This window comes from Singulisphaera acidiphila DSM 18658, from assembly GCF_000242455.2.
Classification (GTDB): Bacteria; Planctomycetota; Planctomycetia; order Isosphaerales; family Isosphaeraceae; genus Singulisphaera; species Singulisphaera acidiphila.
The window spans coordinates 5,924,242-5,951,085 of the sequence record NC_019892.1 but is presented as its reverse complement, the minus strand read 5'-3'; the positions used below and the strand labels follow the sequence as shown (position 1 = coordinate 5,951,085).

At 62.9% G+C, this 26,844-nt stretch carries 1 protein-coding gene (only partly in view); it reads right to left on the bottom strand.

The window, feature by feature from the left end:
- Window positions 1-26,844, bottom strand: partial view of a fibronectin type III domain-containing protein gene (locus SINAC_RS40150; protein WP_015248046.1) — the 5' portion only. The gene continues 1,041 nt to the left of window position 1, outside the view; 26,844 of the gene's 27,885 nt are visible here — the first part of the coding sequence; it begins with the start codon at window positions 26,842-26,844; its stop codon lies off the left edge, out of view.

The following is a 26,844-nucleotide window of genomic DNA, read 5'->3' as shown; positions in this document are numbered from 1 at the left end:
AGAAACCGTTCCAACGATCCAGTTCCAGACACCCCCTTGGCTTGATGACCCTTGAGTAGAATCTGACGATACGTCCAGGGCCATGGTTCCCATGCCACGCAACGAGAACCCTGCGGGATTTCCATTGGAGACACTCTCGGTCAACAGGCTGGACTCTCCCTCGCCTGAATTCCCATACGCCTGGGAAATCAAGTTCATTAACATCGCCAGGACGTCTCGCGTCCCCCCTCCCAATGCGTCGGCCTCCCTCGCTGCGGCCAGTACCGCAGTCGGGGTACCAGACTGGGTTGTGACGGGTCCCCCAGTCACGGTCTGGGTAATAGATGATCCCGGAGGTCCGTCCATCTGAGACGTAACTGTGGAGTTGTTGGTTGTGGTTTCTGTGAAGCTCGATTCCGTATTACTCGCCGAATAGGTCTCCGTCGCCAAGGTTTGGAGTATCATGCTGTCAAGGATGTCGGCCAGACCAGAGGTCAGCACCATCGACCGGATCTGGTGACCGACCTGCGTCCCGGAGCCATCTACACTCACAATGACGGAATCGACAGCAACCCCTTCGATTCCCAAGCTTTCCGTGTGATCACGGCCGCCGCTCCACGTGGCCGTCTCGTCCAGCGTCGACTGGACGGTGCCGCTGGGGTTTCCCGAGGCGTCGAAACTCAGATTTGAGGTCTCATGGAAGGTAAAGCTGCCTGCCTGGCTGCTGGTTTCGCTAAAGCTACCGCTTCCCTTGTAGGTCTCATCCGCATGGGAGATGCCGCTGTAAGTATTCGCTCCTTGGTCCGACTGGCTTAGCGAATTAAAGCCCGTCTCATGGAGCGTTTGAGACCGGTTCCGGTTGACCACACCGGCCGCCTCATTACTGACATCCAGATCAACGAGAGTCCGAGTCCTACCCGAGTTCTCGACGATGGCAAACGTTCCAATACTCTCCGCCATACCGTTGTCGGCTGCCGCTTGCTGCCAAAATCCACCCGACTGGCTGATGTTTGAGGAGTTCGTCTCCGTTTCCGATGTTCTCGTCGAGGTCGTACCGTTGGTCAAACCGGCCTGGTCGGTCAAGGACGAGTCGATCCGGCCGCTGAACTGTTTGACCGAGCTCTCATTGGTGGTGTTGTCGAGGGTGAACTCGTACCAAGGATAGACGAGCGAGTTGCTACCTTGTTCGTGGTGGCTCCAGCTTTCCATACCGTTGTTGATACTCGTCAGAGCGCGGCTTGCGGAGATCACGCCGCCCATATTGGTCTGGGAAGTGACCGACTCATTGGAGTACTGATTGCTGGAACTCTCTCGGTCACTGAAACTCTTGAAGGTGGAGTTTGTCCCTCCGTTCATTTCTCCTGAGGCCGACTGGGTGCCTTGACTGACGATGGTGCCGGAGTCCGAGCCGCTGTAAGCGACGCTTGTGGTCGAACTTGCGACCCCAGCAGCCTTCGATTCGGTCGTGGCGAGTTCTTTGCTGTACTGACTGCTGAAGGTCTCTTGGATAGACTCGCTGTTGGAAGCAAGAGCCCTCCCTCCCCCCCCCAGCGGCTGCGAACTCCAGTTCGAGTTCTGGGTTGAGTAAGATTCGGAGTCTGAACCGCTTTCGCTGCTGTTGATGCTTCGAGTCGAAGTCGTGACGGAACCGCTCAAGGTCTCCGTCGCGGTCGATTCGTCACGATACTCCCCGTGCGAATTCCACTCGGTAGTGTCGGCTTTCGTTTTGGAATAAGTCGCGCCGTCGGCCGACGACCCCAAGGTGAAATCGGTATCATGTCTGGAGGAAGTTTCGGAGTTCGAGCCACTTGCGATTTCATAGCTCTCCCGGACCGTAACACTGCCAGTTACCGTCACCGTCTCGGTGGCTTCTTGATCATATTCGTCGGAAGTGCTCTCGTACGATGACGAGGTGGAGGAGCCGGAAGATTCGCTCAGGCCATCGGAGGGCCTCCAGGAGAACGATGCGTTACCCTGCTCATCGTACGAGCTGGTCTTGATCCCGCTTTCGGTGTGGGTGGAATTCGTGGAGCGGTTCGTCTGACCGCCGGACGTGATGCTGGTGTCAGTCTTCCGGTTGGTAAACTCATCCGTCGCCGAACTCTGGTACAGGTTGTTTTGGACGTAGGTCGCCCGACTAACGTCACCGGTTTGCGGATCGATCACCAACCAACGGGTTCTCTCTTCGATTTGATTGACCGAATCGGTGGCGTCCGTACCGCTGTCGAGGTGGTGAGTGGTGGTGCTCGAGACACCGTCTTCGGTATTCCGCGTGATCCGGTCTTCGAAAGACTGTTCCGAACTGGCTCCGCGAGAATACTGTTCCGTCGCCTTCGTGGAGTCGATCGACCCAGCTGCCGGATCAGTTACCACCCGAGTGGTGTCGATCGCCCCCGAGACCCCGAATGCCGCACTCGTGGTGCCATCCGTATTTTGCTTGGATTTCTTGGAGAGTGTGCTCTTTCCTCGGCCGTCGTAGGTGACCGTTCCGGAGGCGGTGTTGGTGAACTTGTCGGACGACCCGGAGTTCTGGAAGAAGTTCTCGGAGCCGGTGCTGTTGGAGACCTCACCGCTTTGTGGGTCGGTTGACACACCGGTGAACGTGTCGTTGCCCAGCAGTGCGAACGTGGCCGAGCGCTCGCCGCTATCGGTGTGGCTGGCGGTGCCGGTGCTGCTGACCCCCGCGCTGGTGGCCTCGCTCGAGCCCGAGTTCGCGTTGGTGTAGTTGAAGGTTGAGCTGTTGGCCCGGAGGTACTCCACCACGCCGTCGGTGGTGCTTCCATTGCCGGAGCCGGGGTTGCCCGACGAGGTGCTGAATGTGTACTGACCACGGATCGTGTTGACCGCACCACTGGATCCGCTGTTGGAGCCCGACCGCTCACCGGTGCCGGTGAAGCCTGTGGGAGTCGAGGTGCTGCTACTGGAGGAACTGCTACTGAACTGGGACGACGCATTGGTTGCCGAGTTGATGAGCTCCGAGCCACGACCGGTCGCCGTCTGGTAAGTGAGGCTGGTCTGGGTCTCGGTACGGGACTCCGTTGTACCGCTGTCGGAGTGTCTGAGGCTTAAGCTCAAGCTCGCGCCGGCTTCCTTGGTATAGCTGTAGCTCGACTCTGCCGCGATGCTGTATTCGGAGGCGGCGTTTGTGTGACTACTCGTGGTCGTCGACTGGTTCGCCGTACTGGTGGTTTGCGTAAGAGCCTGAGTGGAGGAACTGGTGACGCTCTCGCTGCTCGAAGACGACCATGAACTGCTTTCGGGACTGACTTGGCCCGAGGCCTCGTAAGTGCCTGTCCTCGTCGAGGCATTGACAGAGTCGTTGCTGTTCGGACCGCTGCTCAAGCTGGAGGTGTTGACCGTGTTGGTCGAGAACTGGCTCGATTCGCTGAAACTCGAATTCCCTTGCCAGTCCCCTGAACTCGCTCGTTCCCATGACCATGTCCGGTTGGTGGAATAGCTGTTCGCGCCCACCGTATAAGCGATCGTTTCCGTGGCTTCGTAGCTTGCCGAGTAAGAGTATCCTCCTGCACTACTGCTCGAACTCACCGAATAAGTGTGCGACCAGGTCGTCGTGTCATTCGATCCTGTGTCGCTAGAAGTGCCAGACTCTGCATAACCCAGATATCCATAATATCCATAATATCCATAATATCCCACCAACCCAACATAACCGCCATATATTCCTCCGTAGTAGCCCCCAAGGCCATACCCGGGGTAGCCCCCGAGGCCGTACCCGTAGTAGCCCCCGAGGCCGTACCCGTAGTAGCCCCCAAGGCCATACCCGTAGTAGCCCCCAAGGCCATACCCGTAGTAGCCATACCGATAGATCGTGGCGCCTGCAGACAGTTGGAGGGTATCGGTCGCCGGATCATAGCTGGGGTCACCGGCCGCCCAAGTCAGGCCGCCCGACCCCGACGTATTGGCGTTGATTCCCTCAGCTCCGTGGAAACCCGCAGTGAACGCGTCCGCTTTGATCGAGTTCAGACCTCCGAAGCCGGCCCCTTGGATGGGTGAGCCTGGCGCGATCGTGTTGAGGTTCGCCGCAGCGGACGGAGTCAGGCCCGGACCTGAAGCCGTGTACCCCGGCGTACCGCTGGTCGGAGTCGGAGCGGAGGGGAGCACGTAGAGGGTTACGGTGGCGGTGCTGCTGTTCGAGTGGCCATCCGTAACCTGATAGGTGAAGCGGTCGGTGCCGGAGTAGTTGGCGGCGGGCACGTAGGTAAAGGACCCGTTCGGCTGCAAGGTCAGCGTGCCGCGCTGTACGTTCGAGATCAGCACCACGGTCAGCGTGGCACCGTACACGCCGTAGTCGTTGACCAGAACCCCTTGCGAAGCAGTGACGGAGATCGACTGCCCCTTGTTGAGGGAGTAGCTGTCATCGCGAGCCACCGGTGCCTGGCGGGTGACCGTGATCGTCACCGTGGCGATGTTGCTCAACTCAGACCCGTTGTCGGCCTGGTAGGTGAAGCGGTCGGTGCCAGTGTACCCCGCATCCGGAACGTAGTCGAACGTCCCGTCGGGTCTGAGCGTCAGCGTCCCGTGTTGCACGTTCGTCACAAGCACGGCGGTGAAGAAACGACCATCGATCGATACGTCGTTGGCCAAGACGTTGTTACCGGCCGTCGTCGTCAGGGTAAACCCGGCGATGGCGTCATAGGCGTCATCGGTCGCCACGATCGCCTGATTGACCACCACGATGGTGACAGTGGCCGTATTACTGGTCAGGAGGCCGTCGCTGGCCTGATAGGTGAAGCGATCGATGCCGGTGTAGCCCGCGTTGGGCGTGTAGGTGAAGGTGCCGTTGGCGTTGAGGACCAGGGTCCCGTGCTGAACACTGGTGACGAGGATGGCGGTCAGCGGGTCGTTCTCGGCGTCGGTATCATTGCTCAGAACTCCACCGGTCGTCACCGTTAGGGTCTGGCCGGATCGGGCATAGTACGTATCGATCACCGCCACAGGCGCTGTCTGAGAGATCGTGATCGTCACCGTCGCGATGTTGCTGAGCAGCGTTCCACTACTGGCCTGGTAGGTGAAGCGATCGATGCCGGAGTAGCCCGCGTTGGGCGTGTAGGTGAAGGTGCCGTTGGCGTTGAGCGTCAAGGTGCCATGCTGGACGCCCGTGACGAGGATGGCGGTCAGCGGGTCGTCCTCGGCATCGGTGTCGTTGAACAGCACGCCACCGGAAGTGACCGTCAAGGTCCGGTCGTGGCGGACGCTGTACGCGTCGTTCCGCGCCACCGGGGCGGTATCGCTGACCGTGATCGTGACAGTGGCCGTATTACTGGTCAGGAGGCCGTCGCTGGCCTGGTAGGTGAAACGATCGATGCCGGAGTAGCCCGCGTTGGGCGTGTAGGTGAAGGTGCCGTTGGCGTTGAGGACCAGGGTCCCGTGCTGAACATTGGTGACGAGGATGGCGGTCAGCGGGTCGTTCTCGGCGTCTCTGTCGTTGAACAGCACGCCACCGGTCGTGACCGTCAAGGTCCGGTCGTGACCGACCCTGTACACGTCGTCCACGGCGACAGGCGCGGTCTGGGTGACCCGGATCGTGACTTTCGCCTGGTTGCCGACATCGAGACCGTCGGAAACCTGATAGATAAAACTGTCCGTACCGGTGAATCCAGCGTTGGGGAGATAAGTGAAGGTGCCGTCGGGGTTGAGCGTCAGGGTGCCATGCTCAACGTCGGTGATCAGAGTGGCGAAGAGCGGATCGTCGTCGGCATCCGTGTCGTTATAGAGCACGCCCCTGGTCGTCACCACCAAGGTACGGCCGTGCGCCACGGTGTACACGTCGTCGACCGCCACCGGAGCACTCTGGGTGACCTGAATGGTCACAACGGCGACGGCGCTGTCGATCGATCCGTTGTTTGCTCGGTAGGTGAAGCTGTCCGTGCCGGAGTATCCGGGCGCGGGTATGTAGGTGAATGAGCCGTTGGGGTTGAGGGTCAAGGTGCCGTGGCTGACCCCGTCGACGAGGATGGCGGTCAAGGGAGCGCCGTTGGCGTCGACGTCATTGGCCAGGACCCCGCTGGCGGCGGTCCGGGTCAGAGTCCGGTCGTGGCCGATGGAGTAGGCGTCGTCGTACGCGAGCAGGTTCCTGACGAGGAGGGAAACCACAACGCTCGGGGCGGAGTCGCCGGCCGCGTTGGCAGCGATGATCCGGTAATAGTACCGCACGTTCACCGACAAGCCCGGATTGATGAAGCGGGTCACGCCTGCGGCGGTCGTGCCGACCTGGGTCCAGCCGCTGGTGCCGTTGAGGCTCCGCTCGACTCGATACCCGTCGGCATTGGCCACGTCCGACCAGGCGATCGCAATCGACGATGCCGATGCCAGCGAGGCGACCAGGCCTGTCGGCACGTCCGGGAACGCCGGGGTTGTCAGGGTTACCGAATTTGAGTAGGCCGATTCGTTGCTGGCGTAGTTCGGGTAGCTGGCCGAGCTGTAGGCGCGAACCCGGAAGTGGTAGGCAGTCAGGGCGTCGAAAGGCCCCGACGCTGAGTAACTGGTCGCATTCGCGGCGGCCGTGCCGACCTGAGTCCACTCGGTCTCGCCGTCCAGCGACTGCTCGATGTAGTAGCCGGACTCATCCGACGAGCGGTCGATCCAGGTGAGGTCGATCCGGTTGCCGAAGACGAAGGCGATGGTCAGGCTCACGGGAGCAGCGAGCTTGGTCAGCCCGTTGGCTGTGATGCTGGGGGCGGAGTCGCCGTCCGCGTTGACGGCGATGACGCGATAGTAGTACCGCGTGTTCTCAATGAGGTTCGAGTCGGTCCAGCCGGTGGCGTCCGCCGCCGCCGTGCCGACCTGGGTCCAGCCGGCCGTGCTGTTGAGGCTCCGTTCGATCCGGTAGCCGGTTCCGTCAGACGCATCAATCCAGGTTAAGTTGATCGTCCCCTCGGCCGACGCCGTCGCCGTCACGCCCGTCGGGCGGGACGGGAACGCGGGCGTCGTCAAAGACGAGGCCATGGAATAAGCCGAGTAATTGGCTGTGGATGTAGCGTAAGCCCGGACCCGGAAGTGATAGGCGGACGTGCCGAGGAAAGGCCCGACGGCAGAGAAACTCGTGGAGTTGGCGGCCACCGCCCCCACCTGGATCCATCCGGTCGCGCCGTCCAATGACTGCTCGATGTAGTAGCCGGACTCGACCGACGAGCGGTCGGTCCAGGTGAGGTCGATCCGGTTGCCGGCGACGAAGGTGACGGTCAGGTTCAAAGGGGTCGCGAGCTTGGTCAGCCCGTTGGCCGGGACGCTGGGGGCGGAGTCGCCCGCTGCGTTGGTGGCGATCACCCGGTAGTAGTACCGCGTGTTCTCGGGGAGGCCCGAGTCAGTCCAACCGGTGGCATCCGCCACCGCTGTGCCGACCTGGGTCCAGCCACTGGTTCCGTTCATGCTCCGTTCGATCCGGTAGCTGGTCTCGCCAGACGCATCAATCCATACCAAATCGATCGACCCTTCAGCCAACGCCGACGCTGTGGCCGTTAGGCCCGTTGGGCGGGACGGGAACGCGGGCGTCGTCAAAGACGAGGCCGTGGAATAAGCCGAGTAATTGGCCCCAAGCGAGTTGCTATAGGCACGGACGCGGAAGGAGTAGGCGGTCGCTCCGAGAAACGGTCCCGGCGCTGCGAAGCTGGTGGCATTGGCGGCCGCGGTCCCAACCTGGACCCAACCGGTCACACCATCCGGCGATTGCTCGATCAAGTAGCTCAATTCGGCAGAAGAGCGGTCGGTCCAGGTGAGGTTGATTTGGCCACCCGAGACAAACGCTGCCGCGACACTACCGGGGGCCACCAATAGCGTAACGGCATTGACCGAGGTGCTGGGGGCGGATTCTCCGACCGCGTTGATGGCCACCACACGGTAGTAAAACCGAAGATTCTCCGAACGTTCCGTGTCGGCATAGCTGGTAATCCCGGACCCGGTCGTCCCGAGCAGTGCCCACCCGCTGGTGGGACTGGTGCTGCGTTCGATGCGGTAACCGGTCACATTGGCGACATCGGCCCAGGCCAGGGTGATCGTACCCTCGGCCGCAGTCGCCGTCACATCCGTCGGTGCATTCGGGAACGCCGGGGTCGTCACCGATGCCGATGTCGAGTACATCGTGGAGTTGGAGGCTCGAACGCGGAAGAAATAGGTGGTTGAGCCGTTAAACGGCCCAGGAGCCAAGAAACTGGTGATGTTGGCCACGGTCGAGCCGATCGAGGTCCAGCCGGTCGTGCCGTTGAGCGACTGCTCGAGCACATAACCCGATTCGGCGGAGGAGCGGTCGATCCAGGTGAGGTCGATCCGACGGCTCGAGACACCCACTGCGGTCAGGCCGTCCGGAGTATTGGGCCGCGTGAGTGCGTTGACCACGGCACTGGGAGCGGACTCGCCGGCGGCGTTGGTAGCGACCACCCGGTAGTAGTAGGACGTATTCTCCGACAAGCCGGTGTTGGGATAGCTCGTGGCGGCGGCCGCAGTGACGCCCACAGTCGTCCAGCCGGTGGTGGAATTGGTGCTGCGTTCAATGCGATAGCTGACCTCGTCGGTCGCGGCGGCCCAGGCCAGGCTGATCGTCCCGTCCGCAGTGACCGTGGCCGTCACGCTCAACGGGCGGGACGGTATCGCCGACGTGGTCGCTGAAGCCGGGGCCGTGTACGCCGAAGTGCCAGAGGAGTTGGAGGCCCGCACACGGAAGAAATAGGTGGTCGCGCTGAGGAACGGTCCCGGGGCCGAGAAGCTCGTGGCGTTGGCCGCCGCCGTGCCGATCGAGGTCCAGCCGGTCGTGCCATTGAGCGACTGCTCGATCTGGTAACCTGATTCCACTGAGGAACGGTCGGTCCAGGCCAAGTCGATCCGACCGCCCGAAACAAACACCGCTGTGAGGCCGTCGGGGGTCGCCAGCGGCACGATCGCGTTGATCGTGACACTGGGGGCCGAAGCGGCAATGGCGTTGGTGGCAAAGATTCGGTAGTAGTACCGCGTGTTCTCCGGCAAGCCCGAGTTGATGTAACTCGTGGAGTTGGCCGGTACGATGCCGACCTGGGTCCAGCCGGTGGTGCCGTCACCGCTCCGTTCGATCCGGTAGCCGGTCACGTTGGCGACGTCGGACCAGGTCAGAGTGATCTTCCCATCGGACGCCGTGGCGGTCGCACCAGCCGGTCGGGACGGGAACGCCGGAGTCGTCGCCGACATCGACGCGGAATACGCCGAGTAGTTGGCGAAGTAGCTGTAGGCGCGAACCCGGAAATAATAAGTGGTCGAGCCATCGAATGGTCCAGACGCCAGGAAGTTAGTAGCGGCGATCGCCGTCGTACCGATTTGCGTCCAGCCCGTGGCTCCATCCAGCGACTGTTCGACGTAGTAAAACACTTCGGACGAGGAGCGAGCGGTCCAGGTCAGGTCGATCCGGCTACCTGAGACCACCGTCAGAGCCAAGTTATTGGGGGCCTTGGGCCGCGTGATCGCGTTGACCGAGGCGCTGGGGGCGGAGTCCCCGGCGGCGTTGGTGGCGATCACTCGGTAAGAGTACCGCGTGCTTTCCGGCAGGCTGGAGTCGGTATAACTCGTGGTACCAGCCGGTGTCGTGCCAATCGAGGTCCAGCCAGTGGTATCGTTAAGGCTCCGTTCGATCCGATAGCTGTCCCCATTGGAGGTGACGGCCCAAGTTAGAGTGATCGTTCCCTCGGTTGTCGCCGTTGTCACCCCGGTCGGCCGGGTGGGGAAAGCCGACGTGGTCACCGGCGTCGGGCTAGAGTACGCGGAGAGATAGTTAGCTCGGACCCTGAAGTAATAGACTGTTGATCCGGCAAATGGCCCAGGGAGGGAGAAGCTGGTGGCATTGGCCGCTGCCGTACCCACCAGCGACCAACCCGTCACTCCGTCCAACGACTGCTCGATCTGGTAGCCCGATTCGGCCGAGGAACGGTCTGTCCAGGTCAGGTCGATCTGGCCGCCCGAGACCACCGTCGCCACGACGCTGCCAGGAGTCGCAAGGAGTGTAATGGCGTTAGCCGCGGTGCTGGGGGCGGAGTCGCCCGCCGCGTTGGTGGCGGTCACCCGGTAGTAGTACCGCGTATTCTCGGGGAGGCCCGTGTCGTTGTAGATGGTTACGCCAGCCCCGGTCGTGCCGATCTGCGTCCAGCCCGTGCTTCCGTTGAGGCTCCGTTCGATCCGATAGCCAGTCTCATTGGCTGCATCGGCCCAGGTCAGAGTGATCGTTCCCTCGGCCGATGCCGTTGCGGTCGGGAGGTTCAGCCGGGACGGGAACCCCGGGGTCGTCACCAACACGGGGGTAGGCGATACCGAGTAGCCGGTCGTGTTGCTATAGGCCCGGACACGGAAATAATAGGTGGTTGAGCCGACGAACGGTCCAGACGCCGAGAAGCTTGTGGCGTTGGCCGCCGTCGAGCCGATTGAGGTCCAGGTCGTGCCATTGAGCGACTGCTCGATCACGTAGCTCGATTCCGCCACCGAGCGGTCGGTCCAGGTCAGATTGACCTGACCGCCCGAGACGACCGTCGCCGTGACGCTGCCAGGGGCCGCGGGCGGTATCACGGCGTTGATCACGGGGCTGGATGCGGAGGCACCCATCGCGTTCGTGGCGATCACTCGGTAAGAGTACCGCGTGCTCTCCGGCAGCCCCGCTTCGTTGTAGCTCGTGACGTTGGCCGCTACCGTGCCGACCTGCGTCCAGCCGCTGATACCATCGCCGCTGCGTTCAATCCGGTAGCCAGTCGCATTTGCGGCGGCCCAGGTCAGGGTGATCGTTCCATCCGCCGGGATTGTCACAATCAGGCTGGTAGGTCGGGACGGGAACGCAGGCGTCGTCACAAACGCGGGAGTGGGAGAGGCCGAGTAGACAGCCGGGTTGTTGTTATAGGCACGGACACGGAAGTGGTAGGTCGTCGAGCCATTAAACGGCCCGGGGAGGGAGAAGTTGGTGGCATTGGCCGACGCTGTACCCACCGACGACCATCCCGTCACACCATCCAACGACTGCTCGATGATATAGCTCGATTCCACCGACGAGCGGTCGGTCCAGGTCAGGTCGATCTGGGTACCCGAGACAAACGTCGCCGTGAAACTGCCGGGAGTCGCAAGGAGTGTGAGGGCGTTGACTGCGCTGCTGGGAGCGGAGTCGCCCGCCGCGTTAGCAGCGATGACGCGGTAGTAGTACCGCGTATTCTCAGGAAGACCCGCATCGTTGTAGCTGGTGGCGTTGGCCGACGCCGTGCCCACCTGCGTCCAGCCCGTGCTCCCGTTGACGCTCCGTTCGATCCGGTAACCGGTCTCATTGGTCGTGTCGTCCCAGACCAGGGTAATCGTTCCCTCGACCGTTGCCGTCGCTCTCACACTCGTCGGTTGGGAGGGGAACGCGGGGGTCGTCAGAGGGAAAACCGACGAGTTGACCGAGGAGTTGACCGGGGAGAAGTTGTAAGCCCGGACCCGGAAGTAATAGGTCGTTGCCCCCAGGAACGGGCCAGACGCCGAGAAACTCGTGGCGTTGGCCCCCGTCGTCCCGGTCTGCGTCCAGCCGGTCACGCCGTCCAACGACTGCTCGATGATGTAGCCGGTCTCGGCCGAAGAGCGGTCGGTCCAGGACAGGTTGATCTGACCCCCCGATACAACGGTCGCCGTGAAACTGCCGGGGGTCGCAAGCGGCACCATCGCATTGACCGTGTCGCTGGGGATGGAGATACCGGCGGCGTTGATCGCCACCACACGGTAGTAAAATCGGAGGTTTTCCGAGCGTTCCGTATCGGTGTAGCTCGTCACACCCGCCACGGTCGTGCCGAGCGGCGCCCACCCACCAGTGCTGGTGGCGCTGCGTTCGATCCGGTAACCGGTCACATTGGCGACATCGGTCCAGGCCAGGGTGATCGTCCCCTCGGCGGCGGTCGCTGTCACACCGGTCGGGCGGGATGGGAACGCGGGCGTCGTCACGGAGGTCGGGACCGAGTAAAGCGAGACGGAGTAAGCTCGGATCCTGAAGTAATAGGTGGTTGATCCGTCAAACGGACCGGGGACCGCGAAACTGGTGGCATTGGCCGACGCCGAACCCACCGACGACCATCCACCCACACCGTCCATCGACTGCTCGATCTGGTAGCTCGATTCGGCCGACGAGCGGTCGATCCAGGTCAGATTGATCTGGGTGCTCGAGACGAACGCCGCCACGACGTTGACGGGAGCCGCAAGAAGTGTAGTGGCGTAAGCCGCAGTGCTGGAGGCGGAGTCGCCCACCACGTTGGTGGCGGTCACCCGGTAGTAGTACCGCGTGTTCTCGGGCAGACCCGCATCGTTGTAGCTGGTGGCGTTGGCCGACGCCGTACCCACCGGCGTCCAGCCCGTGCTTCCGTTGAGGCTCCGTTCGATCCGGTAGCCGGTCACATTGGGGGTCGCAGTCCAACCCAGGGTGATCGTTCCTTCGGCAGACGCCGTCGCCGTCACGCCCAACGGGCGGGACGGGAACGCAGGCGTCGTCACCGACGTCGGAACCGAGTAAACCGAAACGGAGTAAGCTCGGATCCGGAAGTAATAGGTGGTTGAGCCGTCAAATGGACCGGGGACCGCGAAACTGGTGGCATTGGCCGCTGCCGTACCCACCTGCGACCAACCGGTTGTCTCATTGAGCGACTGCTCGATGTAGTAGCCGGTCTCGGCCGACGAACGATCGATCCAGGTCAGGTCGATCCGAGTGCTCGAGATGACCGTCGCCGTGACGCTGCCGGGCGTGGCCAGAAGCGATACGGTATTGGCCGAGGCACTGGGGGCGGATTCGCCGGCGGCGTTGGTGGCAATCACCCGGTAGTAGTACCGCGTATTCTCGGGAAGGCCCACGTCGTTGTAGCTGATGGCGTTGGCCGCCACCGTATCCACCAGCGTCCAGCCCGTGCTCCCGTTGACGCTCCGTTCGATCCGGTAGCCGGTCACATTGAGGGTCGCGGCCCACCTCAGGGTGATCGTTCCCTCGGCGGACGCCGTCGCCGTCACGCTGGCCGGCCGGGACGGGAACGCAGGCGTCGTCACCGTCACCGCTGTGAAGGATGCGGAGTTGCCGGTCACGTTGCTGTAGGCACGGATCCGGAAATAATAAGTCGTCGAGCCGTCGAAGGGCCCGGGGGCCGAGAAGCTGGTGGCATTGGCCGACGCTGTACCCACCGACGACCATCCGGTTACACCGTCCAACGACTGCTCGATGATGTAGCTCGATTCGGCCGAGGAGCGATCGATCCAGGTCAGATCGATCTGGCCCCCCGAAACCACCGTCGCCACAACGCTGCCGGGGGTCGCAAGATAGGTGATGGCGCTGGCGACAGTGCTGGGGGCGGAGTCACCCGCCGCGTTGGTGGCGGTCACTCGGTAGGAGTACCGCGTATTCTCGGGCAGACCCGCATCGTTGTAGCTGGTGGCGTTGGCCGACGCCGTACCCACCGGCGTCCAGCCCGTGCTTCCGTTGAGGCTCCGTTCGATCCGGTAGCCGGTCACATTGGGGGTCGCAGTCCAACCCAGGGTGATCGTTCCCTCGGCAGACGCCGTCGCCATCACGCTGGCCGGCCGGGACGGGAACGCAGGCATCGTCACCGTCACCGCCGTGAAGGATGCGGAGTTGCCGGTCACGTTGCTGTAGGCACGGATCCGGAAATAATAAGTCGTTGAGCCGTCGAACGGCCCGGGGACGGAGAAGCTGGTGGCATTGGCCGACGCCGTACCCACCTGCGACCAACCGGTTGTCTCATTGAGCGACTGCTCGATGTAGTAGCCGGTCTCGGCCGACGAACGATCGATCCAGGTCAGGTTGATCTGACCCCCCGAAACCACCGTCGCCACAACGCTGCCGGGGGTCGCAAGATAGGTGATGGCGCTGGCGACAGTGCTGGGGGCGGAGTCACCCGCCGCGTTGGTGGCGGTCACTCGGTAGGAGTACCGCGTATTCTCGGGCAGACCCGCATCGTTGTAGCTGGTGGCGCTGGCCGACGCCGTACCCACCTGCGTCCAGCCCGTGCTTCCGTTGAGGCTCCGTTCGATCCGGTAGCCGGTCACATTGGGGGTCGCAGTCCAACCCAGGGTGATCGTTCCCTCGGCCGATGCCGTCGCCGTCACGCCCGTCGGTCGGGACGGGAATGCCGGCGTCGTCACCGACGCCGGAACCAACGTTGGAATCGAGCTCCCCCAGATGGTGTAAGCTTGGATCCGGAAGTAATAGGTGGTTGATCCGTCAAATGGACCGGGGACAGAGAAGCTGGTGGCATTGGCCGACGCCGAGCCCACCGGCCGCCAGTCGGTCACACCATCCAACGACTGCTCGATCTGGTAGCTCGATTCGGCCGAAGAGTGATCGGTCCAGGTGAGGTCGATCCGGGTGCTCGAGACGAACGTCGCCACAACGCTGCCGGGAGTCGCCGGGGGCGTCACCGCATTGGCCGTGGCGCTGGGGGCGGAGTCCCCCGCCGCGTTGGTGGCAATCACCCGGTAGTAGTACCGCGTGCTCTTGGGGAGACCCGTGTTCACGTAACTGGTGACGTTGGCCGCCGCCGTGCCCACCTGCGTCCAGCCCGTGCTCCCGTTGACGCTCCGTTCGATCCGGTAACCGGTCTCATTGGTCGTATCATCCCAGACCAGGGTAATCGTTCCCTCGGCCGTTGCCGTCGCTCTCACACTCGTCGGTTGGGACGGGAACGCGGGGGTCGTCAGGGGGAAAACCGACGAGTTGACCGAGGAGTTGGCCGTGGAGGAGTTGTAAGCCCGGACCCGGAAGTAATAGGTCGTTGCCCCCAGGAACGGGCCAGACGCCGAGAAACTCGTGGCGTTGGCCCCCGTCGTACCTACCTGCGTCCAGCCGGTCACGCCGGTCAACGACTGCTCGATGATGTAGCCGGTCTCGGCCGAAGAGCGGTCGGTCCAGGACAGGTTGATCTGACCCCCCGATACAACGGTCGCCGTGAAACTGCCGGGGGTCGCCAACGGCACCATCGCGTTGACCGTGGTGCTGGGGAAGGAGATACCGGCGGCGTTGATCGCCACCACACGGTAGTAAAATCGGAGGTTTTCCGAGCGTTCCGTATCGGTGTAGCTCGTCACACCCGCCACGGTCGTGCCGAGCGGCGCCCACCCACCAGTGCTGGTGGCGCTGCGTTCGATCCGGTAACCGGTCACATTGGCGACATCGGTCCAGGCCAGGGTGATCGTCCCCTCGGTGGCCGTCGCCGTCACACCCGCCGGTGTATTCGGAAACGCTGGTGTGGTCATCGATATCGGCGTCGAATACCCCGAAAAACCGAGGGAACCGGAGGCTCTGACCCGGAAGTAATAGGTGGTTGCCCCCAGGAACGGACCGGGCGCCGCGAAGCTGGTGGCGTTAGCCGACGCCGTACCCACCTGCGACCAACCGGTCACCCCGTCCAACGACTGTTCGATCAAGTAACTTGATTCGGCCGAGGAGCGGTCGAACCAGGTAATGTCGATTCGACTCCTCGAAATGGCCGTCGCCGTCAGGCCATCCGGGGTATTGAGTCGCGTGTACAGATTGACCACAACACTGGGGGCGGAATCGCCAGCGGCGTTGGTGGCGATCGCCCGATAATAGTACCGCGTGTACTCCGGCAATCCCGTATCCGTGAAGCTGGTGGCGTTGGCCGCCGCCGTGCCCGCCTGTGCCCAGTCGCTGGACCCGTTGGTACTGCGCTCAATGCGGTAGGCGATCACGCCGGCCACATCACCCCAGACGAGGGTGATCGCCCCCTCCGCTGTTGCCGTCGCCGTCAAGTTCAACGGGCGGGACGGCACCGCGGGTGTGACTACCGAAGCTGATGTCGAATATCCCGAAAAGCTGGACCCGTTAGAGGCGCGGATGCGGAAGTGGTAGGTCGTCGAGCCGTTGAACGCCCCGGAGACCGCGAAATTGGTGGCATTGGCCGCTGCCGTACCCACCGGCGTCCAGCCCGTGCTCCCGTCCGATGACTGCTCGATCTGGTAGCCCGATTCGGCCGAGGAGCGGTCGATCCAGGTCAGGTCGATCCGAGTGCTCGAGACGAACGTCGCCGTGACGCTGCTGGGAGCCGCCAGAAGCGTCGTCGCATTGACCGTGGCGCTGGGGACGGAGTCCCCCGCCGCGTTGGTGGCGATGACGCGGTAGGAGTACGACGTGTATTCGGGAAGGCCCACGTCGTTGTAACTGGTGGCGTTGGCCGACGCCGTACCCACCGGCGTCCAGCCCGTGCTCCCGTTGACGCTCCGTTCGATCCGGTAGCCGGTCACATTGGGGGTCGCAGTCCAACCCAGGGTGATCGTTCCCTCGGCCGATGCCGTTGCCGTCACACTGGCTGGTCGGGACGGGAACGCAGGCGTCGTCACAGTCGCGGGAGTGGGAGCGGCCGAGGAGCCAGCCCAGTAGCTATAAGCACGGACACGGAAGTGGTAGGTCGTCGAGCCATTGAACGGCCCGGGGACGGAGAAGCTGGTGGCATTGGCTGACGCCGTACCGACCGACGACCAGCCCGTTACCCCATCCAACGACTGCTCGATCTGGTAGCTCGATTCGGCCGACGAGCGGTCAATCCAGGTCAGGTCGATCCGAGTGTTCGAGACGAATGTCGCCGTGACACGGTCGGGAGTCGCCAGAAGCGTCGTCGCATTGACCGTGGCGCTGGGGGCGGAGTTGCCCACCACGTTGGTGGCGATGACGCGGTAGGAGTACGACGTGTACTCGGGAAGGCCCGCATCGTTGTAACTGGTGGCGCTGGCCGACGCCGTACCCACCTGCGTCCAGCCCGTGCTTCCGTTGAGGCTCCGTTCGATCCGGTAGCCGGTCACATTAGGGGTCGCAGTCCAACCCAGGGTGATCGTTCCCTCGGCAGATGCCGTTGCCGTCACACTGGCCGGCCGGGACGGGAACGCAGGCGTCGTCACCGTCACCGCTGTGAAGGATGCGGAGTTGCCGGTCACGTTGCTGTAGGCACGGATCCGGAAATAATAAGTCGTTGACCCGTCGAACGGCCCTGGGACAGAGAAGCTGGTGGCATTGGCCGACGCCGTACCCACCTGCAACCAACCCGTTGTCTCATTGAGCGACTGCTCGATGTAGTAGCTCGATTCGGCCGAGGAGCGATCGATCCAGGTCAGGTCGATCTGACCGCCCGAGACCACCGTCGCCACGACGCTGCCGGGGGTCGCAAGATAGGTGATGGCGCTGGCTACGGTGCCGGGCGCGGAGTCACCCGCCGCGTTGGTGGCGGTCACTCGGTAGTAGTACCGCGTGTTCTCGGGCAGACCCGCATCGTTGTAACTGGTGACGTTGGCAGCCACCGTGCCCACCTGCGTCCAGCCCGTGCTTCCGTTAAGGCTCCGTTCGATCCGGTAGCCGGTCACATTGAGGGTCGCAGCCCAGCTCAGGGTGATCGTTCCCTCGGCAGATGCCGTCGCCGTCATACTGGCCGGGCGGGACGGGAACGCGGGCGTCGTCACAACCACGGAAGGGGGAGAGGCCGAGTAGCTAACCCAGTAGTCATAAGCACGGATCCGGAAATAATAGGTCGTCGAGCCGTCGAACGGCCCGGGGGCCGAGAAGCTGGTGGCATTGGCCGCCAGCACCCCCACCTGCGACCAACCGGTTGTCTCATTGAGCGACTGCTCGATGATGTAGCCGGCCTCGGCCGACGAGCGATCGATCCAGGTCAGGTTGATCTGGCCGCCCGAGACCACCGTCGCCACGACGCTGCCAGGCATGGCCAGGGGCGTCATCGCATTGACCCTGTCGCTGGGGGCGGAGTTACCCGCCGCGTTGGTGGCGATGACGCGGTAGTAGTACAACGTGTTCTCGGGAAGGCCCGTGTTCACGTAACTAGTGGCATTGGCCGACGCCGTACCCACCGGCGTCCAGCCCGTGCTCCCGTTGACGCTCCGTTCGATCCGGTAGCCGTTCCCATTGGGTGTGCTGGCCCAGTTCAGGGTAATCGTTCCCTCGGCCGTTGCCGTCGCTCTCACATTCGTCGGTTGGGAGGGGAACGCGGGCGTCGTCACAGATGCAGCATCGGGAGAGGCCGAGTAGCCCGCCGAGTAGCTATAGGCCCGGACCCGGAAGTAATAGGTCGTCGATTCGTCAAACGGCCCGGGGACGGAGAAGCTGGTGGCATTGGCCGACGCCGTATCCACGAACGACCAGCCGGTTACCCCGTCCAACGACTGCTCGATCTGGTAGCTCGATTCGGCCGACGAGCGGTCGATCCAGGTCAGGTCGATCCGGGTGCTCGAGACGAACGTCGCCACGACGCTGCCGGGAGCCGCCAGGAGTGTGAGGGCGTTGGCCGCGGCGCTGGGAGCGGAGTCGCCCGCCGCGTTGGCGGCGATGACACGGTAGTAGTATCGCGTATTCTCGGGAAGGCCCGCGTCATTGAAACGGGTCGCGTTGGCCGCCGCCGTGCCCACCTGCGTCCAGCCCGTGCTCCCGTTGACGCTCCGCTCGATCCGGTAACCGGTCTCATTGGTCGTGTCGCCCCAGACCAGGGTAATCGTTCCCTCGGCCGTCGCCGTCGCCGTCACGCTCAACGGCGCGTTCGGAAACGCGGGCGTGGTGCCCGACGCGGTTGCAGAGTAACCCGAAGTGTTGGCGAGATAGGTTGGCGCCTCGCCCAGACGGGAAGCTCGGATCCGGAAATGATAGGCCGTCGATCCATCGAACGACCCGGTGAGGGAGAAGCTGGTGGCATTGGCCGACGCTGTACCCACCGACGACCAGCCGGTTACCCCGTCCAACGACTGCTCGATCTGGTAACTCGATTCGGCCGACGAGCGGTCGGTCCAGGTCAGGTCGATCCGGGTGCTTGAGATGACCGTCGCCGTGACGCTGCCGGGCGTGGCCAGAAGCGATACGGTATTGGCCGAAGCACTGGAGGCGGAGTCGCCGGCGGCGTTGGTGGCGATCACCCGGTAGGAGTAGAGGGTATTTTCCGGTAGGCCCGAGTCGGTGTAACTGGTGGCGTTAGCCGCCGCCGTACCCACCTGCGTCCAGCCACTGGTGCCGTTGAGGCTCCGCTCGATCCGATAGCCGGTCTCGCCAGTCGCATCGGCCCAGGCCAGAGCGATCGTCCCCTCGGCCGTCGCCGTTGCCGTCAGGCTATTGGGTCGGGTTGGGAACGCCGGCGTGGTCGCCGACTTCACCGCCGAGTAAGGCGAGTAGCTATTCAAGAGATTCGAATAGGCTCGGACGCGGAAGAAATAGGTGGTCGAACCGCCGAACGGCCCGGACGCGGCGAAACTAACGGCGTTGGCTGCCGCTGTGCCGACTTGCGACCAACCGGTCGTGCCGTTGAGTGACTGCTCGATGAGGTAGCTCGTTTCCAACGAGGAGCGGTCAGTCCAGGACAGGTCGATCCGTTCCCCCGAAACAACGGCTGCTGCCACGCTCCCAGGCATTGCCAGGGGAGTGAGCGAGCTTACCGGGGCGCTGGGGGCGGAGTCCCCGGCGGAATTGGTGGCGACGATCCGGTAGTAGTACCGCGTGTATTCCGCGAGACCGACGTTGGGAAAGCTGGTGGAATCAGCCGGCACGGTGCCCACCGGCGTCCAGCCGGTCAATCCGTCGCCGCTCCGTTCGATCCGGTAGCCGGTCTCATTGGCGACATCGGTCCAGGCCAGGGTGATCGTCCCATCAACCAACGTTGACGCCGTCGCCGTCACGCCCGTCGGCGCGTTCGGGAACGCGGGCGTCGTCACCGACACCACTTCGGAGTACGCCGAGTAGCCGATAAAATAGCTGTAGGCGCGAATCCGATAGTAATAACTGGTTGATCCGACGAAGGGGCCGGTCGCTGTGAAGCTCGTGGTGTTTGCCGCCAGCGAGACGACCTGCGTCCAGCCGGTCGTGCCATTGAGCGACTGCTCAATGAGGTAGTTCGTTTCCAAGGAAGAGCGGTCGGTCCAGGTCAGATTGATCTGACCGCCCGAGACGACCGTCACCACGACATTATCGGGAGCCGCCAGCGGGGTAGTGGCGGAGACGAAGCTGCTGTAGGGGGAATTGCCTGCGGCGTTCGAGGCGAGGACTCGGTAGTAGTAGGTCGTGTACTCGGTGAGACCGCTGTTGGTATATGAGGTGACGTCTGCTCCGAGTTCGACGATCAGGGTCCAATTGCTTGAGCCGTTGGGCGACCGCTCGAGCTTGTACCCGGTCTCATTCCCCACGTCCTGCCACGAAACTTGGATCGTCGTTCCCAAAGTCGCGGTTGCCGTCAATCCGGTCGGCATCACGGGATAGCCGGCGGTCGTCGCGCTGACGGTGCTCGAGGCCGCCGAGTTGCCCGCCGCGTTGTAGGCACGAATTCGGAAGGTGTAATTCGTGGCTGGCACAAGCCCGATCGCCTGGTAAGTGACCGGACTGGACCAGGTCGAAGCCACCGTGGCGATCTCGGTGAAATTGACGCCGTCAGTGGACCGTTCGACCTTGTAGCCAATCTTGTTGTCGGAATTGTCGATCCAGGTCAGGTTAATCTGGATGTTGGAGACGGCCGTGGCGGTGGGGTTGATGGGCGCCGCGGGGACGATGGTGGCGGTGGCGGCAGTGGCGGTATTCGAGTAGGCCGAGTCGTCGCCGTTGTAGGCACGGACCCGGAAGGAATAGGTCGTGCCAGGCGTGAGCCCGGTCACCACCGTATACGCGGTCTGGTTGGCTCCCACCGTCGCAATCTGCGTGAAATTGACGCCATCGGTCGACCGCTCGATCTTGAAACCTTGCTCATTCGTCGAAAGATCGGTCCAGGCCAGGTTGATCCGGTCGTTGCCGCCAGCGGTGGCCGTCAGATTCGTGGGGGCTGTTGGGACAGTACTGGTCCTCGCCGTGATGACGTTGGAGTAGGCGGAGTCTCCCAGAGCGTTATACGCCCGGACCCGGAAGAAGTAGATCGTGCCGGCGGCGAGCCCGGTGGCCTGGTAGCCAACCGCGTAGCCGGAGCCAGAGCTTGCCGGGGCAATCCCAACCTCGGTGAAGTTGACCCCGTCAGTCGAGCGCTCGACCTTGAACCCGGTCTCGTTGGTCGAATAATCGATCCAGGCCAGGTCGATTCGGCTGCTTGAGACCACGCTTGCGGTGAGCGAGGCTGGGGCGTTCAGCAGGAGCGTGGCCCGGCTCACCGTACCCGAGTAGTTCGAATCCCCCCCGGCGTTGTAGGCCCGGACCCTGTAGTAGTAAGTGGTTCCGGGGGTCAGGTTGCTGCTGTCCACATAGCTCGTGGCATTGGCGGAGAGCGTGTTCACCTGAGTGAAGTTCACCCCATCGGTCGACCGCTCGATCTTGAAGCCCTGCTCATTGTCCGAGGTGTCGAGCCACGTCAGGGCGAGCTGAGAGCTGGAGTTCGCCGTAACCGTCAGGTTCGCGGGGGCGGTCGGAGCCGTGGGAAGGGTTGTCGCGAAGGTGGTGGAACTGATGGTATTCGAGTAGGCCGAGTCGTCGCCGTTGTAGGCGCGGACCCGGAAGGAATAGGTCGTGCCAGGCGTGAGCCCGGTGGTCACCGGATACGCGGTCTGATTGGCTCCCACCGTCGCAATCTGCGTGAAATTGACGCCATCGGTCGACCGCTCGATCTTGAAACCTTGCTCATTCGTCGAAAGATCGGTCCAGGCCAGGTTGATCCGTGTCTCGCTGCTTGGAGTCGCCGTCAAGTTCGTGGGCGCCGCAGGGGGCGTACCGGCCCGTTGGGTCAGGACATTCGAGTAGGTCGAGTTCCCCAGCGCGTTATACGCCCGGACCCGGAAGAAGTAGATCGTGCCGGCGGCAAGTCCGGTGGCCTGGTAGCTGACCGCATAGCCGGAGCCAGGGCTTGCCGGGGCAATCCCGACCTCGGTGAAGTTGACCCCGTCAGTCGAGCGCTCGACCTTGAACCCGGTCTCGTTGGTCGAATAATCGATCCAGGCCAGGTCGATTCGGCTGCTTGAGACCACGGTTCCTGAGAGGCTGGCGGGGGGCATGACCGCCAGCGTTATCACAGTCTCAGTGTTTGAGTAGCCCGAGCTTATGGTCGAGGTGTAAGTCCAAACGCGATAGGAGTACGTCGTGCCGGCGGCGACGGTGCTATCCGAGTAGCTCGTCGCACCCGGGCTGCTGACCGTGCCGACCAGGGTGAAGTTCACCCCGTCGGTTGACCGCTCGATCTTGGTCCCAAGTTCGCCTGTGGTATTCGACGACCAGCTCAGCGTGACCTGGGTTGGGGACGTCGAGTTCAGCCTCAAGGCGGTCGGATCGCTGACCGAGAGCGTGATGGCCGTGGCCGGGGCCGTGTAGCCGGAGTAGCCCGCGAAATTGGTGGCGCGGACCCGGAAGTAATAAGTCGTCGCCGGGGTCAGGTTGGGGGCCCGGTACGTCGTCTGGTTGGCCCCCACGGAATCGATCGGACTGAAGGTGATGCCATCAGTCGACCGCTCGATCGCGTAGTACTGCGCGTTGATGGCGTTGCCGGTCCAGGTCAGATCAACCTGGCGGTTGGAGATCGCCGTGGCCGTCAAGCCGGTCGGGGCGGCTGGCAGCGTTGCGGGAGTCGTCGCCGTCGTAGTCTCGGAGGCAAGGGAGTAGTTGCCCGTCGCGTTGTAGGCGCGGATCCGGAAAGTGTAGGTCGTCTCCGCCGCCAGCCCGGTGGCCTGGTAAGTCCGCGTAAAAAACTGAACCGTAGCGATCTGGGTGAAGTTGACTCCGTCGGTCGACCGCTCAACGGCGAACCCCTGAGTCTCATTGGCCTCGCTAACCCAGGTCAGGTTGATCTGGGTGCTTGAAACCGGGACCGAACTGAAGCCATACGGGGCCTCGGGAACGACGGTGGTCGTGGTCGCACTCACGGTGCTGGTCGGGGGCGAGTCGTCACCGTTATAGGCGCGGACTCGGAAGGAATAGGTCGTCCCCGGGGTGAGATCTGTCACGGCATAGGTGGTCTGATTGGCTCCCACCGTCGCAATCTGCGTATAGTTAACGCCATCAGTCGACTGCTCGATCTTGAAACCTTGCTCATTCGTCGAATTATCGATCCAGGCAAGATTGATTCGGGCGTTGCCGCCAGCCGTAGCCTTCAGGCCCGTAGGTGCCGCCGGGACAGTGCTGGTCCGCGCCACGATCACGTTGGAATAGGTGGAATCGCCTTGGGCGTTGGTCGCCCGGACCCGGAAGACGTACACGGTGCCGGCGGCCAGACCGGTGGCCTGGTAGCCGACCGTAGCACCATAGCTGTTCGGGCCCGCCGCTGCGGTGCCGATCTCCGTAAAGTCGACGCCGTCGAGCGACTGCTCAACCTTGAATCCGGTCTCGTTATTTGAATAGTCACCCCAGGACAAATCGATCCGACTGCTCGAGATGATGGCCGCCGACAGATTAGCCGGGTGGTTCAGAAGAAGAGTGGTTCCGGTTGCGGTGTTAGTAAAGCTCGAGTCCCCGGCCGCGTTATAGCCACGGACGCGATAGGTATAGGCGACCCCCGCCGTGAGGTTACTATCCGCGTAAGTTGTGGCATTCATCGATGCGGACCCAACTTGGACGAAGTTAACGCCGTCGGTGGAGCGTTCGATCTTGTAGCCTTGCTCGTTGTCCGAGGTATCAAGCCACGACAAATTGAGTTGGTTGCTAGAAAGCGTGGTCACGACGAGATTGACAGGCGCATTCGGGATTGTCGCGGTTGTCGAAGCATTTGCGATATTTGAATAGGCGGACGTTTCGCCGGTCTTATAGGCCCGAACCCGAAACTGGAAATTGGTCCCGACGGTCAGCCCGGAAGCGATGTAGGTTGTCTCGTTTGCGGAGACCGTGCCGATCTGAGTGAAGTCAATCCCGTTGGTCGAGCGCTCAATCGTGAATCCAAGCTCATTCGTTGACACATCTGTCCAGGCGAGGTTGATCCGGTCGTTGGAGGCAGTTGTGGCCGTCAGGTTAAGCGGGGTCGGATTGGCTGTGACGACTCTCCATGGAATGCTGACGTCCGAATCGCCGACCGCGTTGGTGGCGAAGATTCGGTACGCATGGAGGGGCGCTCCGAGCAAGCCCGTGTCGGTGAAGGTTGTCACCCCCGCCCCGACGGTGCCGGCGACGGTCCAGACGCCGTTGTCGTTCGCCGAGCGCTCAATCCGGTATCCGGTCGCGCCCGCCACATCGATCCATGACAGCGCGACCGTCATGTTCCAAAACGCAGTGGCCGAAGTGAGAGCCGGCTGGCCCGGGAGTAACCCCACGCTCACATTCTGGGCGAATTCTGACGTGTTGCCATCGGAGTCGGTCGCCGTCGCGCTGAGGAAACCGCTCGAAAGCGGGACTCGTGCCGTGAAGGCCGCATTGCCACTGCCGTCGGTGGTTACGTTCCAGAATCCCAGGTACGTTCGGCCTGGGCCGTGACCTGACGGGTCGGCGGTGGGATTGGCGAAAAACTCGATCCGAAAGGTCGCGTTCGGCGTGCTGTTGAGTGTCCCCTGGATGACTGTGGCGGTCGAGGTGCTCCCCGCAGTCGTCAGCACCGGTTTGTTCTGAAGGCGGTTCGGCCCCGAGTGAGGGCCGCCCGGAGTATTGGCCGTGACCCCGTTGTTGGCCAGGTCAATCCCCAAGCCACCTGCACCGAAAATGGAATTACCCAGGATGCGGTTGCCAGTCGCCGGGTCGCTTACGCCAAGACCGATGACAATTGCGGCGAACTTGGTATTTGCAATGATGTTACCAGCGCCGGCCGTCGTCCCCCCGATCGTGTTCCCCGAGGCCCCATTGCTAACAACCACTCCGTAAGGAGTCTCGCCCACGGCCCCAAGACCTGAGTTGTTGGTCCCAATGAAGTTCCCCGCGATCACGTTACCCGTCGTACCGGTATCCGAGATCATGATGCCGTAGCTGCTGTTGCCCGAGATCACGTTCCCTGATCCGGGAGTGGTTCCGCCGATGAGATTACCGCTCGAGTTCCCACCGATCAGCACGCCGTAACTGTTGCCCAAGGCGACGGTCCCCGAGACGTCGGTGCCGATGTAGTTGCCTTGAACGACGTTGTTATCATTGCCGACGCCGTAAAGAAGCGCAATGCCGTACTGGGCGCCGTCGATCACGTTGCGGGCCGCCGCGGTCGTCCCCCCGATCGTGTTCCCCGAAGCACCGCTCGAGATCACGACCCCTATGGAGGAGTTGCCCAGCAGGCGGCTTCCCGTGACGTCGGTACCGATGAAGTTCCCCGCGACCACGTTACCCGTCGTACCGATATTTCGAATGATGACGCCGTAGTTGTTGTTTCCCGAGATCACGTTCCTGGCGCCGCTGGCCGTACCCCCGACCGTGTTCCCCGAGGCCTTGTTATCAATGACAACGCCATAGTAGAAGTTCGGTAACGCGACGGCGCCGGTAGCGTCGGTCCCGATGAAGTTCCCCGCGACCACGTTACCCGTCGTACCGGTATCCCGGATGAAGACGCCGTGCTCGCGGTTGCCCGAGATCACGTTCCTGGCACCGGTGGTTGTCCCGCCGATCACGTTCCCCGAGGCGCCGACACCAATGAATACGCCAGAGTAGAGGTTCGGCAACGCGACGGTGCCCGTGGCGTCGGTCCCGATGAAGTTCCCCGCGACCACGTTGCCCGTCGTACCGGCATCCGTGATCATGACGCCGTTGGTGCTGTTGCCCGAGATCACGTTCCCTGATCCGGGAGTGGTTCCGCCGATGAGATTACCGCTCGAGTTCCCACCGATCAGCACGCCGTAACTGTTGCCCAAGGCGACGGCTCCCGAGACGTCGGTGCCGATGTAGTTGCCTTGAACGACGTTGTTATCATTGCCGACGCCGTAAAGGAGCGCGACACCGTACCGGGCGCCGTTGATCACGTTGCGGGCCGCCGCGGTCGTCCCACCGATCGTGTTCCCCGAAGCACCGCTCGAGATCACGACCCCTATGGAGGGGTTGCCCAGCGGGCGGCTTCCCGTGACGTCGGTCCCGATGAAGTTCCCCGTGACCGCATTCCTCGTTGTCCCGGTATCCCGGATGATGATGCCGTACTCGCGGTTGCCTGAGATCACGTTCCTGGCGCCGCTAGCCGTCCCGCCGATCGTGTTCCCCGAAGCCCTGGTATCAATGACTACGCCATAGTAGAGGTTCGGTAACGCAACGGTGCCCGTGGCGTCGGTCCCGATGAAGTTCCCCGCGACCACGTTGCCCGTCGACCCGGTATCCCGGATGGTGACGCCGTAGTTGCCGTTGCCCGAGATCACGTTCCTGGCGCCGGCGGCCGTCCCACCGATCGTGTTCCCCGAGGCGCCGCTAGCAATGAACACGCCATAGTAGAGGTTCGGTAACGCGGCAGTGCCAGTGACGTCAGTGCCGATGAAGTTCCCCGCGACCACATTGCTCGACGCGCCGGCACCGGCGAGACGGACGCCGAACGCGTTACCGGAGAGGACGTTGCGATCCTGGGCCGAGGTTCCCCCGATCGTATTGCCCGAAGAGTTGACTTCGATACCGGTGTAAAAGTCGGTGACGAACAGCCCGGCCAAAATGCTACCGCTGGCTCCCGCGCCGAGGCGAAAGCCCGTCCCCCTCCCGTCCGCGGGGCCTTGGATTTTGATGAGTGGGGAAGAGGCGGAAGTCGGATTGGGTTGGCTGCCGCCATTGATGAAGATCGGCGCAGTGATCTCGAAACCGGGCGAAACGATGACTTGAAAGCCGCCGCTGCCGATATTGAAGTCGATCTCTCCGCCGCCGGCATTGTTGGCGTCGGCGATGGCCTGGGCGAGCGATCCGGTTCCCGATCCGCTGGTGTTGGTCACCATGAAAGTCGAGAGCAGGACAACGCGCTCGAGTTCCTCGAACTGGAGCCGATGCACACGATGGCGAGGACTCTTGTGACGTCGCCGGGACTTACCTTCGAACCAACGAAACCGATCACGTCGAGATCCCAT